The sequence below is a fragment of the Cupriavidus sp. GW821-FHT02F09 genome (assembly GCF_059421605.1).
On the sequence record NZ_JBWKVH010000077.1, the window covers coordinates 1 to 17,315 of the forward strand.

General features: G+C 62.7%; 18 protein-coding genes and 4 pseudogenes. 8 read left to right on the forward strand and 14 right to left on the reverse strand.

The features are described from left to right. Window positions 1-108, reverse strand: a 108-nt coding sequence (locus AC07XB_RS38015) for an acyl-CoA dehydrogenase N-terminal domain-containing protein (RefSeq protein ID WP_493688194.1), incomplete at its 3' end; no start/stop codon positions are given. Between the two features lie 325 nt (window positions 109-433). Between AC07XB_RS38015 and AC07XB_RS38020 the strand changes: the two genes are divergently transcribed. Next, window positions 434-2,065 carry a 3-(methylthio)propionyl-CoA ligase gene (locus tag AC07XB_RS38020; protein ID WP_492829841.1) on the forward strand — a complete coding sequence of 544 codons (1,632 nt, stop codon included), beginning with the start codon at window positions 434-436 and terminating at the stop codon, window positions 2,063-2,065. A gap of 9 nt (window positions 2,066-2,074) precedes the next feature. Here AC07XB_RS38020 and AC07XB_RS38025 read toward each other — a convergent pair whose 3' ends face one another. Then, a complete protein-coding gene (locus tag AC07XB_RS38025; RefSeq protein ID WP_492829888.1) occupies window positions 2,075-3,046 on the reverse strand; it encodes an AraC family transcriptional regulator in 972 nt (323 codons plus the stop codon). Between the two features lie 190 nt (window positions 3,047-3,236). On the opposite strand from AC07XB_RS38025, the pseudogene AC07XB_RS38030 reads away from it, so the two are divergent. Continuing rightward, window positions 3,237-3,604: pseudogene (locus AC07XB_RS38030) on the forward strand (DDE-type integrase/transposase/recombinase); the annotation flags it as partial. A gap of 627 nt (window positions 3,605-4,231) precedes the next feature. Here the strand turns inward: AC07XB_RS38030 and AC07XB_RS38035 are convergent. The 6 genes from AC07XB_RS38035 to AC07XB_RS38060 all read right to left on the reverse strand — a co-directional run bounded on the left by AC07XB_RS38035 (window position 4,232) and on the right by AC07XB_RS38060 (window position 6,890). Beyond that, the gene (locus tag AC07XB_RS38035; RefSeq protein ID WP_492829843.1) at window positions 4,232-4,528 is read right to left on the reverse strand and encodes a hypothetical protein; all 297 of its coding nucleotides are present in this window, start codon (window positions 4,526-4,528) and stop codon (window positions 4,232-4,234) included. Then, on the reverse strand, window positions 4,525-4,878 hold the full coding sequence (locus AC07XB_RS38040; protein ID WP_492829845.1) for a phage holin family protein: 354 nt from the start codon (window positions 4,876-4,878) through the stop codon (window positions 4,525-4,527). The genes AC07XB_RS38035 and AC07XB_RS38040 overlap by 4 nt, the downstream gene beginning before the upstream one ends. Beyond that, window positions 4,871-5,077 carry a hypothetical protein gene (locus AC07XB_RS38045; protein WP_492829847.1) on the reverse strand — a complete coding sequence of 69 codons (207 nt, stop codon included), beginning with the start codon at window positions 5,075-5,077 and terminating at the stop codon, window positions 4,871-4,873. Before AC07XB_RS38045 ends, AC07XB_RS38040 begins: the two co-directional genes overlap by 8 nt. Window positions 5,078-5,644: 567 nt before the next feature. Then, complete coding sequence (locus AC07XB_RS38050) at window positions 5,645-5,932, reverse strand: hypothetical protein (protein WP_492829849.1); 288 nt, start codon at window positions 5,930-5,932, stop codon at window positions 5,645-5,647. Between the two features lie 143 nt (window positions 5,933-6,075). Further along, a complete protein-coding gene (locus AC07XB_RS38055) occupies window positions 6,076-6,648 on the reverse strand; it encodes a hypothetical protein (RefSeq protein ID WP_492829851.1) in 573 nt (190 codons plus the stop codon). Window positions 6,649-6,710: 62 nt separating this feature from the next. Then, window positions 6,711-6,890, reverse strand: coding sequence for a hypothetical protein (locus tag AC07XB_RS38060; protein ID WP_492829853.1), 180 nt, complete (start codon window positions 6,888-6,890; stop codon window positions 6,711-6,713). Between the two features lie 276 nt (window positions 6,891-7,166). On the opposite strand from AC07XB_RS38060, the gene AC07XB_RS38065 reads away from it, so the two are divergent. Then, the gene (locus AC07XB_RS38065) at window positions 7,167-7,487 is read left to right on the forward strand and encodes a hypothetical protein (RefSeq protein ID WP_492829855.1); all 321 of its coding nucleotides are present in this window, start codon (window positions 7,167-7,169) and stop codon (window positions 7,485-7,487) included. Window positions 7,488-7,578: 91 nt separating this feature from the next. On the opposite strand, the gene AC07XB_RS38070 is transcribed toward AC07XB_RS38065, so the two are convergent. Beyond that, window positions 7,579-7,887 carry a hypothetical protein gene (locus AC07XB_RS38070; protein WP_492829857.1) on the reverse strand — a complete coding sequence of 103 codons (309 nt, stop codon included), beginning with the start codon at window positions 7,885-7,887 and terminating at the stop codon, window positions 7,579-7,581. A gap of 299 nt (window positions 7,888-8,186) precedes the next feature. After that, window positions 8,187-8,462 carry a hypothetical protein gene (locus tag AC07XB_RS38075; RefSeq protein ID WP_492829859.1) on the reverse strand — a complete coding sequence of 92 codons (276 nt, stop codon included), beginning with the start codon at window positions 8,460-8,462 and terminating at the stop codon, window positions 8,187-8,189. Window positions 8,463-8,738: 276 nt separating this feature from the next. Here AC07XB_RS38075 and AC07XB_RS38080 point away from each other — a divergent pair, with 276 nt between their 5' ends. From AC07XB_RS38080 to AC07XB_RS38095, 4 genes and pseudogenes are all read left to right on the forward strand, one after another. Next, complete coding sequence (locus AC07XB_RS38080) at window positions 8,739-9,464, forward strand: hypothetical protein (RefSeq protein ID WP_492829861.1); 726 nt, start codon at window positions 8,739-8,741, stop codon at window positions 9,462-9,464. 49 nt (window positions 9,465-9,513) lie between these two features. After that, a complete protein-coding gene (locus AC07XB_RS38085; RefSeq protein ID WP_492829862.1) occupies window positions 9,514-10,293 on the forward strand; it encodes a hypothetical protein in 780 nt (259 codons plus the stop codon). Window positions 10,294-10,949: 656 nt separating this feature from the next. After that, window positions 10,950-12,538, forward strand: a pseudogene (locus AC07XB_RS38090) (DNA cytosine methyltransferase); the annotation flags it as partial. Between the two features lie 106 nt (window positions 12,539-12,644). Then, a pseudogene (locus AC07XB_RS38095) lies at window positions 12,645-13,536 on the forward strand (phage Gp37/Gp68 family protein). A 14-nt stretch (window positions 13,537-13,550) separates the two neighbouring features. On the opposite strand, the gene AC07XB_RS38100 reads toward AC07XB_RS38095, so the two are convergent. Next, window positions 13,551-13,823 carry a hypothetical protein gene (locus AC07XB_RS38100; protein WP_492829864.1) on the reverse strand — a complete coding sequence of 91 codons (273 nt, stop codon included), beginning with the start codon at window positions 13,821-13,823 and terminating at the stop codon, window positions 13,551-13,553. Between the two features lie 32 nt (window positions 13,824-13,855). Between AC07XB_RS38100 and AC07XB_RS38105 the strand changes: the two genes are divergently transcribed. Beyond that, window positions 13,856-14,146: an ASCH domain-containing protein gene (locus AC07XB_RS38105; protein ID WP_492829867.1), complete on the forward strand. Its 291-nt coding sequence runs from the start codon at window positions 13,856-13,858 to the stop codon at window positions 14,144-14,146. Window positions 14,147-14,261: 115 nt separating this feature from the next. On the opposite strand, the pseudogene AC07XB_RS38110 reads toward AC07XB_RS38105, so the two are convergent. The 3 genes and pseudogenes from AC07XB_RS38110 to AC07XB_RS38120 form a co-directional block, all read right to left on the reverse strand. Beyond that, a pseudogene (locus AC07XB_RS38110) lies at window positions 14,262-14,673 on the reverse strand (IS66 family transposase); the annotation flags it as partial. 379 nt (window positions 14,674-15,052) lie between these two features. After that, the gene (rpoD, locus tag AC07XB_RS38115; protein ID WP_492829869.1) at window positions 15,053-16,909 is read right to left on the reverse strand and encodes an RNA polymerase sigma factor RpoD; all 1,857 of its coding nucleotides are present in this window, start codon (window positions 16,907-16,909) and stop codon (window positions 15,053-15,055) included. A 152-nt stretch (window positions 16,910-17,061) separates the two neighbouring features. After that, window positions 17,062-17,315, reverse strand: a 254-nt coding sequence (locus AC07XB_RS38120; RefSeq protein WP_493688193.1) for a YkvA family protein, incomplete at its 5' end; no start/stop codon positions are given.

Genomic DNA, 17,315 nt, shown 5'->3' on the forward strand with positions numbered 1-17,315 from the left:
CGTCTCCGGCGTGGCGTCCTCGAAGCCGGGCAGCTTGCTGACTGCGTCAAGATCAGCCAGTTCGTTCATCACGAACAACATGTCCTTGAGCGGGGCACGGTAGGTCATTTTTTGGGGACTCCATTTTGGGGACAGGGCGCGGTGCATCTGACCGGATGCCGGCACCGCATGGTCCGGATACCGGATCGTAGCGCCCGCTGCGTCATGCGGGAATAACCAAACCTGCCCATTCATTGACAAAACCTGCCGCTTTGCGTCGCGCGCGGGTCGCCTGCCATGCACCCCAGTTCGATTGGCCGGATTTGTCACTAGTTCGGCCATTCCTGTCAGTGCCGGAGGTGGCGGGCACCTCTAGAATGCCTCGCAGCCGGCGTCGCCATGGCCGATGAATGCAACCGGCATAACGACAAACCGCCTGTCAGGAGACAAGACTATGGACCTGTTCGGTCAGATGATGTACGCGCCTTTGCAATTGTCCGCGCTGCTGGAGCAGGCGGCGCGGCACTCCCGCACGGTGGAAATCGTATCCCGGCGCGTCGAGGGCGACATTCACCGCTATACCTACGGGGACTGCCATGTCCGCGCCATGCAACTGGCCAATGCGCTGACGGGCCGCGGCATCGTGGCGGGAGACCGCGTCGGCACGCTGGCGTGGAACGGCTATCGCCATATGGAGCTGTACTATGGCGTGACCGGCATTGGCGCGGTTTGTCATACCATCAACCCCCGCCTGTTCCCCGAACAGATCGCATACATCATCAATCATGCCCGCGACCGCGTGGTCTGCTTCGATGCCTCCTTCCTGGGCCTGGTCGAGCAGATCGCGCCGCAATGTCCTCATGTCGAGTCATGGGTCATGCTGTGCGACGCCACCAGCCTGCCGCAAGCACCGGCGCTGCCGCTCGAAAGCTACGAGGCCCTGATCGGCGGGCAGCCCGGCCATTTCGACTGGCCCCGCCTGGATGAGCAGCTGGCGGCAGTGCTTTGCTACACATCCGGCACCACCGGCAACCCGAAGGGCGTCTTGTACTCGCACCGTTCGCTTTGCCTGATGGCCTATGCCTCGGCGCTGCCGGACGCGCTTTGCCTGCGTGCGTCGGACTCCGTGGTGCCTGTCGTGCCGATGTTCCACGTCAATGCCTGGGGGCTGCCGTTCTCCGCGGCGCTGGTTGGGGCGAAGCTGGTGCTGCCGGGCCCGGCGCTCGACGGCGCGTCCCTGTCGGCGTTGTTCGACCAGGAAGGCGTGACGGTGTCGGCCGGCGTGCCCACGGTCTGGCTCGGCCTGGCCGACCATATGCGCCGCACGGGCGAGCGCTGCAAGAGCCTGGAGCGTGTCATTGTGGGCGGCGCGGCATGCCCGCCGCAACTGGCCAAGGCGCTGGGCGAACTGGGCATCAAGTCAGTACACGCCTGGGGCATGACCGAGCTGTCGCCGGTTGGCACTGTGTTTTCGCCCTCGCAGGGCTTCGCGCAAAAGCCGGAGCAGGAGCGCGCGCAGCTCGAGGCCAAGCAAGGCAGAGTCGTGCCGGGTGTCGAGATGAAGGTCGTCGACGCCGATGGTGCCGAGTTGCCGTGGGACGGACGCTCGGCGGGCGACCTGATGGTGCGCGGCCATTGGGTCGTGGAGCGCTACTTCGGCATGGAGGAAACCTGCCTGGAGAATGATGGCTGGTTCGCCACCGGCGATGTCGCTACGATCGACGCCGACGGCTATATGCAGATCACGGATCGCAGCAAGGATGTGATCAAGTCCGGCGGCGAATGGATTTCCTCGATCGAACTGGAAGGCATCGCCGTTGCGCATCCGGAGATCGAACTGGCGGCCTGTATCGCCTGTGCCCATCCCAAGTGGGACGAACGCCCCCTGCTGGTCGCGGTAAGGCGCGCCGGCAGCACGCTCGATGCGCAACAACTACTGGCCTTCTATGAAGGCAAGGTGGCCAAGTGGTGGATCCCGGACGACGTGGTGTTCGTGCCGGAACTGCCGCTGACCGCGACCGGCAAGCTGCATAAGCTGGTGCTCAGGCAGCGCTTCGGCACCCGTTACAGCTGTGCCGCCGCCTAGCCGCGCCGCTCAGGCCATGCCGCGGTACGCCTTGGGCGTGCTGCCGGTCCAGTGCCGGAAGGCGCGGTGGAACGCGGTCGGGTTGTCAAAGCCGACGTCATAAGCGATTGCCGCGATGGCATCGGGCGAACGCGTGAGCCGCTGGATCGCGATATCGCGCCGGACGTCGTCCTTGATCGCTTGGAACGTCGTGCCTTCGTCCGCAAGCCGGCGGCAAAGCGTGCGCACGGAATAGTGCAGGTCCTGGGCAACCACTTCCAGCGTCGGCATGACGGGAAGGCAATCGGCAAGGAATTGCCTGACCCGGTGGCAAACCATCTGGTCGACGAAGGAGACGAAGATCCAGTCTTCCGGGGCGCGCGCCAGGAATCTCTGCAGGTCGGCCTTGCGTTGCCGCACGGCCATATCAAGGTAAGCCGCCTCGAAACGCATGCATGTCTGTGCGCTACCGAACTGAACCGGCCCCGGAAAGAGAAAGAGGTAGTCCGTTGCGTGCGCGGGACGCGCAAAATCGAACTCCGCCGCGATCAGCGGGATCCGCTTCCCAACCAGCCATGAGGCAATGCCGTGCACGAGCTTCATGATAAGTTCGCGGCCGAGTTCGGTCACGCTGGGGCCCGCCGGATCCGCCTCCATGGCAACCCAGCCGCCTTCGCCGTCGCGGCCCGAATCCAGGCGGAAATCATCCAGGATCAGGTGGAAGAACTGGCCGAACCGGTGCAGCGCGACTTCCAGCCGCGGGGCGTCGAGCAGGCTCAGGCACAGGTATTTCAGCGTGCCGTTGCGCAAGGGGCGGCTGAAGATGCCCGGCATTTCGTCGTCCAGTTCGGTCGCGAGCAGGCGGTAGAGCGTGGAGAACTGCTCCTCGGTCACGCGGGAGCCAGGGCGGCGCAGCAAGCCGTGGGGGATGCCAGAGCACTCCGCCAGCCGCTCAATGGCGGCGGGATCGGCGCCCGACAGGAAGCCGTTGACTAGCGAAATGGGAACCGTGCCAGAAATATGACTCAAGGGTACGTCGACGTCCGGACCGCAACGTCATTTCCGGTGTGACCAGGGGGCAATTATTTTGTCATAAGCTGGACTGGCTCGTCACTTTTTTTGGCTTTCCGGCGATGAGGGCGCTGCTTGCCTCGCTCCCTAACTGCGACAGAGCCTGCTATCGCGACAAATCCAGTGGAAGTACTTGTACTGGGCCGTGGACAACGCGGGCGACGCGGTCGATTTTCTGTTCCGAGCCAAACGGGATACGGCGGTGGCCCGGCGCGACTTCGAGAAGGCCATCGACCAGAATGGCGCGCCCGGAACAGTGACCATCGACAAAAGCAACGCCAATCTGGCCGGGGTGCACGCGATCAACGCACAGCGAAAGACACATCAGGATTCGCTAGGCCAAGTATCATCGTGGAACAGGACCATTGGGCAATCAAGTTCCGCATCCGACCCATGCTCGGTTTCAAGGTTTTTCGCTGCGCGCGGATTCTGCTGGGCGGCATCGAGGTAATGCATATGATCGTGAAAGGACGGATGAAGTACGGGGGTAGTCGGCAAGCGGACCGGCAGCACCTACCAAGCGGGTGTGCGGTCCCGGGACTGGGTGAAGATCAAGCGGCCTGGAGCGGTGCCGGTGCAGCGGTTCTACAGGAAGACTCAATAACAAAGGGCGCCCTCAGGCGCCCCCGGCGGCGGTCAATGACTGTTCCCGTCCGAGTCTCCACCCCAGCCACCTCCAGCGCGCGTTTGTAGTGTATCAAGGGCGCCTCAGCGCGCCTCCCTACTTAAGCAGGGATTGGATACGCCGTCAGGGAGTCGTAAGCCACGCTCGCAGCGTCGTACCTCGCTCTCCAGATACGCCATCCGTTTTCCCTGCTCCACTCCCTCCTCAGCGGGGTACTGAAATTACTGCAACACGACATACTCCAGCTTGGCGATTGATTTGACCCCGGTCGCTATTTACTGGGGGTGTAGGCGCAGGCCCCTGCTTTCTACACCCTTATTTCTCCTGGCCCGAGGCCATATGGCTACTTCGGCCACGCCTCCACCATCGCCCAGTGCCGCGCAGCGCAATCCCCCAGTGCACCCAGCACCGGTCCCATAGGCCACTCCTGCCACGCGTCATAGTCGGCCCCCGCCGGCGTGTCCAATACGACGCAAGGTGCGGCCAGCGCGCTATCGAGCGGCGGCGGCTTGCTTGGCTGCGTCGACGGCGTCGGACAGCTTGCGCACCCGGAAATCGTCAGGGCGGCAATCCACAGGTAAAGCCTTCGCATTCTTCAGTTCCTTCTGGATGGCGTTGAGCCGGCTGCCCAGCGTCGACTGGATGGCGCGGTACTCGTCGGCCCGCGCGCGGATGCCAGCGCCGGCCGTGCGCGGGTCAGCCAACGCCTGGTTGGCAGTCTCGACGTCAGCCGGGGCCCGGGCCGCGGTGAGCTCGGCCGACTCGGCATCCTTGCGCCAGCCGTTCACCGCCCAGCCGGCGGCGAAGATGACAGCAGCCAGTGCCCCCAACGCCAGCCCCCAGCAGCGCCCGGCCGAATGATCAGTCGGAATGTCAAGTATTCATCGCTCACGAGCTGCTTCCCCAGGGCGATCATCGCGCCCATTACGACCAGCATTGCCAGGCTCTTTTCGTGCTCTTGCATGTAACTCTCCCAGCTATCCCTTGACGAATTGCTTGGTGCGCCCCGCCCATTGGTGCCGCCGTTGATCTTGCGTGTCAACGCATTGAAGTTGCCTGCATCTGCCAGCGCGTTTAGGTTGCGGCTGGCCCAGAACCAGCAAGCCGAGCGCGCGGCCAGCGCATCCGCCTCAAGCATCGCCGGCGTGGCCTGCAAGTCGAAGCCGAGCGCGGCGCCGCATGCGGTAGTTCGCGCGCCCCGTGATCTGGATGAGCCCCCGACCCATGAAACGCTTGCCGTCCCCGGGCTGGCTGTTGCCGAGCTCATGGGGCTTCTGGTTGCGGCTGGTTCTGTCGGCCGGCGGCCACGCTGCCGACAGGTCGCGCTCGTAGCGCATTTGGGTCGGCGGTGGCCCCCACAATTCGCGTGTAAGCGAGAAGCCCAGCGACTCGTGACCGACCTGAGCGATCCATGCGGCTACGCGTGGCGGCGCGAGGATGCCGAACTCGAACAGCGCCGGTTCGACGTGCGGCCACCAGCGCGAAGCGAGCGTCGGCGACAGGTGCGGCCTGCTGGAAGGTTTGCTTGTCCATCAAGCCTCCGAAATGAAAAAGCCCGCACATTGCGGGCCTTGGCTCGGTTTATGGACGTGCGCAGATTTGTTGTGCTCCATTGCGTTACTGTCAAATATCACATGGAAAAATCTTCACACGAGAACTAGATTAAAAGTACTCGGCTCCTCCAACTCCCCGTAGGACTAATCGAGCGCCAGGTCGCCTCCGCCGGTGCCTGGCTTTTTTGTGGACGCTTTGCACAAGTTGATCCACCTCTATGCCAGGCGGGCCTTTTTGGGATGGGTGATCTGCCAATACCCATATCCAATTCGCCATCCCCGGATGCTGCCCCGATAAAGCGAATGCCGCCCGATGGCGGCTCATGGACCATGGTATGGCTGCTGACTCGGCTACTCGCCGGCTTCCGATTGAAACGCTACCTGCTGCGCGGCGGCATATCCAAGGATCGACACGCCGTCGTTATCTAGCTTCCCCGGCTGCACGGACAGTTCAACCATCGGCGTATCCGGATACATCTCGGAGAGAATCTCGTCCGCGTCATCTCTGGATTCGAATGGCCCGAAGTGAATCACTCGCGGCCAGGTGACTACGGCGAACACCCACTCTCCTGTGCCTAGCGGGTACATCACCGCCAGTGAGTGCTCATGTAGATACATATTGTCTTCAGGTCCTTTCACGACCTCCCACATCTCCATCGTAAGAAATCTGTTTGGAGCAGCAAGTATCGTCAAGCCCACACGGTATGGCGTCCCAGCGGGGGCAGGCGCACTCCAGCCACGCCTACATGGGCCATGTCCTCTTCGATCTCCCCGACCAGCACCTAGACCTCCTGCACGCTCTCGCACGCCGGCACCGCATCCCGCTTCTGCCGAAAGTGCCAGCGGTGCCCGCCTCCAACTGCGACAGGGCAGCGACCTTCGCCAGTACCTTGTCGACCAGCGCGCTCGGTGGGATACCGCGCACCTGCGTCTCCATGACCAAGGCCGGCGCGTCTGCGGCATCCTGGCTCGCGCTGAATGCCAGGGCCTCCGCGCTTCATGCTCCAAGCCGCCATCTCTGCCGGGCTGTAGTCGGCCACCGCGGCGTCGCGCTTGCTCTTGGCAAGGGCCTCAATCGCCGCGACGGTGATGGCCGGCGCGTCGTCCAGGAACGCCACACGATCGACAACCCAGGCTTGGTGGTAGGTGCCATCGATCAGCTTGTAGCCCTCGGGTCGGGCCGAATCCAGCAGGCCCACCGTAGGCGGCTGCATCTGCTTCACCGGCGCGAAGCCATACTCGGCCAGCATGTCGGCTGGGATCTCCAGCGGGAACGAGATATTGCGTGGTAGCTGCTGGCGCAGCACCGACCGGCTGAGCAGGTCACCCGCCGGCTGGCCGTCTTCGAGTTTCACGTATTGCATATCGACTCACACGTCCTGAGCGCTGTAGGGAAAGCTGCGGCCCGACCCCCAAATTATGCGAACACAGCCGACAGCTCCTGCGCCAGGGTGTTGGCCCATCGGCTGCCGCCACCGCCGCCGCCATACTTCGCGCCTGCACCTGATCCGCCGGTGGCCGCCGGGATCTCGACATTCCCGGCGGCGTCCGGCGCGACGCCGTTGCCGTTCAAGTGCAACCAAGCGAGCACTGTCACGGCGATGCACAGAATCCAACAAAGAGCGTTCAGCGCGGCCCACCTCCGAAAAGAAAAAACCGCCGGCATGACCCGAGCGGGGCGAATCGGGCGAGATGCCCGAGGAGACAACTGGAGCGAGTTGCCGGAATCGAGCCGGCGTATTTACCTTGGAAGGCCGGTGCCAGACCACTCGGCCAAGCCCGCGTTACCCTAAAAGCATGCTAGGCCGCTTACCCTTGGCCGTGAAACAATCGAGAACCTTAACCTTCTCGATCACCCACATAAGAGGAACACATGGCAAACGAACAACTGAAGCTCACAGCGACACTGACCGCTCTCGAGCAAGTCACCGCAATAGCGCTTGCAATTGCGCACCACAGCGCTGGTGGAACCTCGGATGCCCTCGACGATCTTCGCGATGCATGCATCATCCAATGGCAAGACACCACCAAGGGGGTCCACGGAGAGCACAGCACTTCAGCAGAAACAAGGGCGTCCCAAGCAGAATTCGACGTTCACTTCGAAGACGCCATTCTCCGGGCCTTCTCCATGGCTTCGGGGATGCTCAAGTCCATTCGCGACCAGCACGACGCTGCCAGGCCAGACAACGACTGACCTGGCGGCTCCTCTGAAAATCGCACCAATGAAAAAGCCCGCCTGGCATGCGCTCAGCGGGCTTGAAAAAATGAGCGTGCTGTGCCAGCCGTCACAATAGGCCAAGACGCCGCGCCGCAATCTCATGGTAGGCCTGCTCAATCTCGCAGCCGAACCACTGAAGCCTGGCCTCCTTCGCCACGGACAAGAACGTGCCGGGCACAGCCTGTCGTTTGCGAAGGTTTGTCAGCTGTTCGCGGTGCTTGAGCTGGATGTTGTTGCGCCCGGGGACGGCAACGTCGTTTGCGTGCCGCGCCCCGAGTACGAGGCGCTGCGCTGCCTGGCTAAGAACGGATTGGAGGGGGGTGATGGACGAGATAATCACGCTTGGCGCGGTGGCGTCGATGCTCGTACTAATCATTGGCTCCATCGTGCGGGGAATGCTGCCATGAGGTGCAAGCCTGGCGATCTTGCCTAAATCGCGCGCGACCCGTATCCCGAGAACGTCGGGCGTGTGGTGCGCGTCATCTGGCCAAATGCGCGGGCTGGGGGCTCAGAGTGGGATTGCGAGTCCTGCGGCGCTCCGCTGCGCGTGCTAGATCCCGCGCGCGCCTGGCTCTTTGCCGTTGACGTGCGGTTCGATTGCTATGATGCGGATCTGCGCCCGATCCGCGGCGTGCCGATGCACGACGAGGTGATGGCGCGATCCGCGATGTGGACCTAGTCGTAGGTTTCCCAGAAAAAACCTCGATCGAGGTCACGCTCGAACTCGACGGTCCACGACGTGCCGCTCCCAGCCGCGTAGCGCTGGTGGGCGCCTGTGAGGTTTGCCGCCACGGTCACCTGACGGGAAATGTGGCGTGCGCCTTCCTTGGGCGGGCAGCCTTCGTCAAAGGCGACCGTGAATTCTTCGCGGATCCGGCCATGCTTCTTGCAGGCCGCCTTGAAGTCCTCTTGCTCGTCCACCGGCAGTTCTTCGAAGAGCTTCTGATCCATGGCAGTACCTTCAGCACGTCACTCAATCCTAGCATGACCCTCGACACTTGCTACCAAGGTGACTGCCGCACTTATCGGCAGGGTCTGTTGCTGGAGGTTGCTGCATGAATTGGACCCACGACGCCCTGCGGGAAGACCTCGCGCAGTACGTGCGCGAGAAGACCCAGCGCATGGTCTGGACAAACATGCAAATGGGCCCGTCCGGTTCGCCGCGGCGGACGCCTACAGCGCGCCGTTCAACTCAGGACAGCCAATACCTGCGATTGCAAGAGCCGTATGAATTCCGAGAACCAACCGTTAACACAATCCGACTGCGACTTGCGAGATTTCCGGTTTATGCCGCTCGACGTGGTGCGCCGCGCGACAGCGACTTGGCTGCGCTCGCGGACCGAGCGGCGTGCTGGGCCGCCGTACTGCAGTCGTGCGCCGCGTGGCATCCGCTGCCAGCGGCGTCGTTACCTGACGATGACCGCATGCTGTCGCATGCTTGCCGGGTTCGGCCGCGTTGTGAAGGAATGGCTGAAAGTCCGTGAAGGGGCGCTGCGCGGCTGGGTCAAATGCGCTGACAGCCGTTTGTACCACCTTGTAGTCGCAGAGAAGGCCCGAGAGGCCCGGAAAAGCAACGTAGAGCAGCGCTGGAAGCCCAAGTGTGCCCGCATCAAGAAACACAACCAGCAGCATGGGACATCGGTGCCTTTCCCCACTTTGGAACAATTCATGTCCTCGGGATGCTCTCGTATTGTCCCTAGGGACAAGCCTGATATGTCCACCGGGACAGAGGATTATTGTCCCGGTTTTGTCCCTCGGGAAACGCCATCCAAGGGACAGGGACAGTTAACTAAAATCGATAGCGGCGGCGTAGGTAGTTCGAACGTGATGAACCCTGTGGATGACTCTGCATCGCCGCAGCTTTCTGCCGATGAGATCGGCAACCACCTGGTGCGGCTGGAAGCCGGGCGGGGCAAATCCGTCGCCCTGTCCTCGCGCACGCACGAGCCGTAGCTCCGGGCTGCAGCTCACCACATCGCCATGCCGGCGTTGCTCCGGGCTCATGCTCTCGCGTGCGCTGCTCAACGCCATCGAGATGTTGAGGGCATCGGGATGCTACCACGACGACGAGGGCGACGATACAGATGCCTTGGCTGCGTTGGCAGACGCAATTGCTGTCATAAAGCAGCCGGTGGCGATCAATGAGGGTGGCAAGGGCGAGGGGGTGGCGGCAGCAAGCTGGTTTGCTCTGGTTGACGGCGCCGCCGCTACACCGGAGCAAGCCGCCAACCGTTGCGGAGCGCTGGACAGCGAGGAAGCCGCCCTTGGTGCCGCCAAGCACTACCGCGAACGCGCACAGGATCTGTTCAGCACAGGCAAAGCAGCCACCGCGAGCGCCGCTGCGCAACCGAGCGCCAAGGCGCTGACAGGCGACGAGATTGCAGAAGTCGATGATCGACTGCGCGCATGCCATCGTTGGCACGCAGGCGACAGCTATGCAAAGGGTCGTGTCGAACACGCCAGCGCCCTCCTGGCCGACCATTCTCGTGACGTGACGAAATTGACCGCAGAACAGCCCAGCGCGGACAAACGCGAAGCGATGTTCTACGTGCAGGACACCCGCCAGTTCGTAGGCAACTGCGTGATGTGGTGGGGCAAGAATCGCAGCGGCTATGTGACGCGCATCAACGAGGCAGGCAAGTACACGCTAGACGAGGTATCGCGCATTTGCGAGCGCGATATCGACCGCATGTGGCCGTGCGAGCAAATCGACGCGCTGGCGCATCCGACGGTCGATATGCAGCACCTGCCGCGCAAGGCTGCACAAGGAGAGACGAAGTGACACCCCATGCAACTCAGCAGCGGCCCTTCTTCGCCTGACCGGGTGGGCAGAAGGATTCGTTCCCGTACTGGTCAACCCGGCAGTTCCCTTTCTTAGCTTGCCCCGGAGGGCAGCCTTTGCCTTGGCCCCCTCCGTATCCATCGTCGTAAGGAATCACGGCACAACCGCTAAGCAAAGCGCCACAGGCGATCAGCAACACAAGAATGGATTTCATGGCTCGTTCCTCAGTGGAATTTTTGATTTGTCGCCAGCATACCGGGCGCCATCCGGCGCATCTGTAAAAAATCGTGAACACGCGCAAAGCGTCTCAATCCCCAACGTGCGTGCATTCACCGTTATCGCCGCTATCGTGGCCCCATCCCGGGGTCACGTTGAATCCGTCCAGATCGCATCTGTCCAGCCCGAACGCCCCTTCGTAGGGAGACGCGACGCAGAGCCTGAGAAATGCGCCGCAGGCGACGGTAATGGCAAGAACGGTAGTCATTGGTCGGCAATCGGATGTGGGCGTCGGGGCCAAACAGACTACCAGCACCGTCCAATTTCGATTGCAAAGAATAGTCAACAAAAAACCGAGGTATTCGCATGATCCGCCGCGAATACAAGGCCTGGGCGGCGGCGCCAAGGGCTTCAAGAAGGCCGCTTCCCAGGTGGGCAACATGGTGGCGACCTGGAAGTGCATCGGCGGCATCGACGTCGACCCGGCCGCAGCGCGCGACTTCGAGCAGCTCGTGGGCGCGAAGTGCACGGTCATGGACCTGTTCACCCGGGCCATGTATACCGCCTTCCACGGCAAAGAGCCGCCGGCAGGCTGGCGAGGCCACGGCCGCCGACATCCGGCGCGCCGCAGGCGGCGAGCGCCCGAACTGCGTGTTCATCTCGTCGCCCTGCAAGGGCGCCTCCGGGCTGCTCGCCGAAGTACCAGGCGCTCAACGAGCTGACGCTGCGCTGCGTCTGGCTGATGTGCGAAGCCTGGAAGGACGACCCCGTCGAGCCGATCGTGTTCGAAAACGTGCCGCGGCTGGCCACGCGCGGCCGGCACCTGCTGGACCAGATCAACCAAATCCTGCGCCACTACGGCTATGCCGTGAACGAGACGACACATGACTGTGGCGAGATCGGCGGCCTGGCCAAGAGCCGCAAGCGCTTCCTGCTTGTTGCCCGCCACATGGAGAAGGTGCCGGCCTTCCTGTACGAGCCTGAGCTGCGACGCCTGCAAGGCGTTGGCACTGTGCTGGGCCGCATGCCGCTGCCCGGCGATCTCGCCGGTGGCCCGATGCACCGCGTGCCGTCGCTGCAGTGGAAGACCTGGGTACGGCTGGCGTTTGTTGAGGCCGGTAGCGACTGGCGCAGCTTGAACAAGCTGGCGGTGGAAGACGGCAAGCTGCGCGATTACCTCAGCATGCCCGAGCGCCGTAACGGCGCCCTCGGCGTCTTGGGCCGGGAAGAGCATGCCGGCGCGGTCGCGGGCGAATCGCTGCCCAGCAATGGGACGTTCTCGGTAGCGGATCCGCGCGGCCCGGCCGACGCGGCGCAGTATCAGCAGTATGGCGTGCTGCGCTGGGGCGAGACGTCTGGTGCCATCATCGGCGTCAAGTCGCCCGGCCAGGGCACGTTCAGCGTGGCCGACCCGCGCACCGGCATCAAGCACAACAACTGCTTCCGCGTAGTGCCGTTCGATCAGGCGGCCGGCGTGGTGACTGGCGGCACCGGCCCGAGCGCAGACGGTCAGGCGGTCGCGGACCCGCGCGCGTCGACCGGCTTCGAGGGCGCGGGCAAGTACCGCATCACCGGCTTTGACGAGCCGGCCGGCATGGTCATCGCGCGCAGCGACACCGGCCAGGGTGCCTATGCGGTGGCAGACCCACGCCCGGGCATGCGGCGTAAGCGCGGCGACCACTACCTGACCGGTGGCCACTATGGCGTGGTGGGCTGGGAGCAGCCGAGCGGTGCCGTGTCGGCAGCTGCTGGCCACGACAACGGCCGATGGTCGGTGGCTGATCCGCGCCTGCCCGCCGTGAACGACAAGCTGATCGCGATCATCCGCGCGCTGGACGGCACTTGGCACCGCCCTTTCACCACATTTGAACTGGCCTGCCTTCAGTCCCTCGTCGAGCCCGAGAAATATCTGGAACTGGACGGGCTGAGCGATCAGGCGTGGCGCGAGCGGATCGGCAACGCTGTGCCGCCGGACGCCGCGTGCGCGATCGCGGAGGTGATGGGGACCACCCTGATGCTGCCAGCGTCGCGCAGCGCCTGGGGCGCCGCTGGCTTGGCGCCGAACTCAATCCCGACTACATCGCCCTGCAAACGGCACGCACGCGGCAGGCCGGGCTCGTCTTGGAGAGTGCAGCATGAGCGAAAACACCAGTATCGAGTGGGCGACCACACCTTCAACCCCTGGAGGGTTGCCAGAAGGTCGGCCCCGGCTGCGACCACTGCTATGCAGAGACGCGAACCGCGCGCTTCGGTGGAGGCCAGTCCGTGAGCTGGGGACCGGGCGCGCCGCGCCGGCGCACGAGCGCCGCTCACTGGCGTAAGCCGCTCGCTTGGACCGCAACGCCGGCGTCTTCTATGCGCGGCACCGTCGGCGGCAACGCGTCTTCTGCGCCAGCTTGGCTGATGTGTTCGATAACGCCGTCAGTGCGCAATGGCGCTTTGACCTGCTCCGGCTAATCATCGAGACTCCCAACTTGGATTGGCTGCTGCTGACGAAGCGCATCGGCAACGCCGCGGAGATGCTGGAGCAGGCCATGCGCGCTCACGGTTGGCCGCGAGGGCTGGCGCGACAACTACCTGCCCAACGTCTGGATCGGCGCCACGATTTGCAACCAGGCGGAAACCGACCGCGACATCCCGAAGCTGCTAGCGATGCCGGCGCGCGTGCGCTTTCTGAGTATGGTGCCGCTGCTCGGGCCGGTCGATTTGCGCATGTGGATGCGTGCTGCTTGGCGGGGACCGCTGCCCATTGATGCGCGGCCGATGCATCCGGCTTGGGCTCGTGGCCTGCGTGACCAGTGCGCGGGAGCCGGCGTGCCGTTCTTGTTCAAGCAGTACGGCGAATGGAGTCCGGTCACATACACCTACGAGAGCAAGGACCTATCCACCTGGAAGGCCGACCCGGCGATCATTGCGCTGAACTGGCGCGAGGTGCACGAATTTGGCGATGGCATTGGCGCCGCCAGGGTGGGCAAGAAGGCCGTCGCCCGCCTGCTCGACGGCATGCAGCACGATGGATTCCCCTAGGGGGCAGCATGATCTCACTCAAGTGCCCAAAACGCATCGATAGCCGTCCGACCATGGTCCAATGCCGCCTGCTCTGCCGCCGCACGCGTGTAGTAGTCGCTGTGATCCTGGGCTGGTCCGTAGACCAAATCGTCGTCCGGTTCGGGTGTAGTGCGAATACCTACGAGAAAGCCCCACTTGTGCCCAGGTTGCTCTCGGCTCCGGCCAAGTTCCTCAACCTCGAAGGCAGCGACGTGGATGTACATCGCACGGTACTCCTCAATGATCCTGTACAGCTTCTCACTCATCGCCGTCTCCCGCTACACGAGGGAATCCTAGCATGACCAAAGAACGCGCCATCCTCTTCGGCGCCCCCATGGTGCGCGCCATCCTGGACGGCCGGAAGACGCAGACGCGGCGGGGGATGAGCGAGCGTCACCGCTACCACTTCATCGAAGCCAGCGGCGATCTGACGCTATGTCCCTATGGAAAACCCGGCGACCGCCTGTACGTGCGCGAGATCTGGGCGCAGCCGACCACGCTCGATCCGGGCCCGACGTTCTACCGCGCCGACTATCCAGACAACGTCCTCGGCAAGTACGACAACACCCCCGCATTGCACGTGCATTAAGTGCCTATTTATCCATTTCTCTATTATGCCCCCCGCATTCCGCTGGCTGACACTAGGTGGGCAATTCTGAGCCGCGTCCTACTGGCGGTAAGGGGTCTAGCCGCATTTTTCCGATCGCATGTTCACCCGCACGGCTCGGTACGATGTCGTAGACAACACCGCGCACGGATTCATAACTTGTGGGACTGTACGCACACAGATAGGCACGATGCGTTCTCTTCTCGCCCGGATCGAGCATCTGCACCGGGGGCCTCGTCAGCGTGCAGCACGCCGTGCTTGAGCAACGCTTCATGCAATGTGTCGACCAAGCGCTGCAGCGGTACGCCGCACACGCCGACCCATTGCCGCAAGGTCGAGCGCGGCAAGGCCAAGCCTGCGCGTGCAAAGGTCCTTTCTTGACGGTACAGCGGCAAGTGATCTGCGTACTTGGCCACCAGCACCTGAGCGAGCAGCCCGGCCGTCGGGATACCCTTGTCGAGCACGTGGGCCGGCACCAGCGCCTGGACCAGCGTCTCGCACTCAGCCCAGTTTCATTTGCGGGGACGTGATGCCCCAAGAGAGCGGAAAAAGTGAACCTAGCTATTCGCTGCGAGAGCATCCGCTTGCGCCCGGCAAACGCCGACAAGCTTACTCGGCCGTGGTACCGGAATGCTTCTCGCGTTGCACCGTTCACTGGTTCGCGAGTATCAGAACATCCTCGCTCGCTAGGGCGACCTTCTTTGCATGCTCGAGATTCGGATCGCTGCCGGAGAGCAACTCTTTGTAGGAAAGCCACGCCTCCCCCAGCTTGGTGCAACCAGCGCAATCACCCTCGCTCTCACCTTACCCACGCACGCCACTGCGCCGCAGAGGCACCTCTGATCGGTCTGCTCATCGTCGCCCGCCAACTTATCGGAGACGAAGGATTCACGACACTTCGCGATAGGCACGCAGGCGTACAGTAGGCTCTGCCTTTCGTAGTTTTCGCATCGCCTGAGCTTCCAACTGGCGAATACGTTCACGGGTTACGCCAAATTGCCGGCCAATCTCGTCCAGCGTGTACTCGGTCGCCGTGCCAATACCGAAGCGCATTCGCAGAACTTTCGCTTCCCGCGCGCTCAGCGATGCCAACACCGCTTCCAGATCCCGCTTCAGACCCGCTTGCACTGCTGCATCAAGAGGCGAGGCGGTGATCTCATCCGCCAATGTATCTCCCAGCAACGCATCCCCGCTCTCCCCAACCGGCATATCAAGCGAAACCGGCTGCTTGACAACATTCAAGATGGATTTGATCTTCTTCTCGCTCATTCCCATCTTGGCCGCCAAGACATCCGGCGTCGGCATTGATCCGGTTTCATTGAAGCACTCGCGCGAGGCTCTATTGATTTTTCCAACGACCTCCACGAGGTGCATCGGAATGCGGATGGTGGGTGCCTTGTCAGCAATAGAGCGAGTCACCGCCTGGCGGATCCACCAGGTCGCGTAGGTCGAAAATCGATAGCCACGGCGGTGGTCGAATTTATCCGCCGCCCGCATCAGCCCGATGTTGCCCTCTTGAATGAGATCCAACAGTGGCAAGCCACGATTGATGTATTTCTTGGCGATAGAGACAACCAGGCGAAGGTTAGCCTCGATCATCTCGGCTCTTGCTTGGCGAGCCTTGACCTGCGCTCTCGTCACCAGCCGGCCGACTTCCCTCAGAGCCTCAAGGGAAATTGCCGCGCGAGATTCTATGGCAAGCAGCTGCTGCTGCAGCGCTTGGATTTCCAGGATCTGCCGCGGCAGCAAACCGTTGGTGGTATGCCAGTCAGCCTCGAGCGCTTGCGACCAGTCAAGCTGGGTCTCACGCCCCCTGAAACGCTGCACAAACTCGTCGCGTGCCATGCCGCATTGGTCAATCATGAATCCAGCAATTCGGCGCTCCGTTTGACGAACGTCCTCAAGATGCATATTGAGGACCCCGATGAGCCGCTCAATCGCCATAGGATTGAATCGTAGTTTGGTAAGCACACATCGAATCGCGGCCATCGCCGGCTCATCGCGGAGCGTGCCAGATTCATGAAGCCTGTGGGACGCAGTCAACTCCATATACCGTTCTCGCACGATGGCAAGCCACTCAAGTACATCACGCTTCAAGGTGGTAGCTGACGTCGCCTCCCAAGCGGCGTTCGGACTCTGGGCGCAATCCTCGGGCTCTGCATCCGCCTCGCCTACGCTGGCGTCGAACTGTAAGCCTGTATCCGCTCCCGCATTGTCAGCGGGCACGGTTTGGGCATCGACGACGTGATCAACTAGATCGTCCACGGTCAACTCGCCGCGCTCGACTTGCTCGGCCATGGCTAAGAGCTCGGAAACGACGGTTGGGCACCTCACCATTGCGTCAACCATTTCCATGATTGCCTCTTCATGGCGAGTTGCGATCTCTACCTCGTTCTCGCGCGTGAGCAACTGGACGGCGCCAATTTCCCGCAGATACATTTGCACGGGATCGGTGGTACGACCGAATCGGCTATCGCTCTGCGTGATGGCTGCGGTAGCTTCCTCCACTGTGACGTCATCGGAGCTTGAGGCCGGCGCGTCCTCGTTTAACAGCATTGTGTCGGCAGGCGCTCTATCCACGACCTCAATGCCAAGCTCCGGCAGCATCGCCAGGATTCTATCGGTAATGCCGGCCTGGTCCTTGCCGTCAGGAAGATGGTCGCTGATTTCACCGTGAGTCAGGAATCCGCGCTCCTTGCCGATCGCGATCAGGGTAAGCAGGTTCGTTTGCTGGTTATCGTTCATCTAACACACAAAAGTCGGGCACGGGAGGTGCGTCGTCCATTCGCAGCACTCCCAAAGCACGTTATGGATGGCTCCCGGCCATCACGCCGTTCCCAATTTGGCACCAAGTTGGCCGAACCGTGGGCACATCACCTCTACTTCGGGCGTTCGAGTCAAACACGCAGGCGAGCCAGCCAGACCACCACCATCGCGGCCGCGCCAAGCCAGAGCGCAACTATCACGACGACCGCAATGCGACTGACGGGGCGCTCCGCAGCGAGCGCAGCGGCGGCGCGATGCTGTTCCATTACCTCCGCCGGGATCAACCGGACCACCAGCAACACGCCGAGCGGCACCAGCACCACATCATCCAGATAGCCCAGGATCGGGATGAAATCCGGAATCAGGTCGATGGGAGATAAGGCAT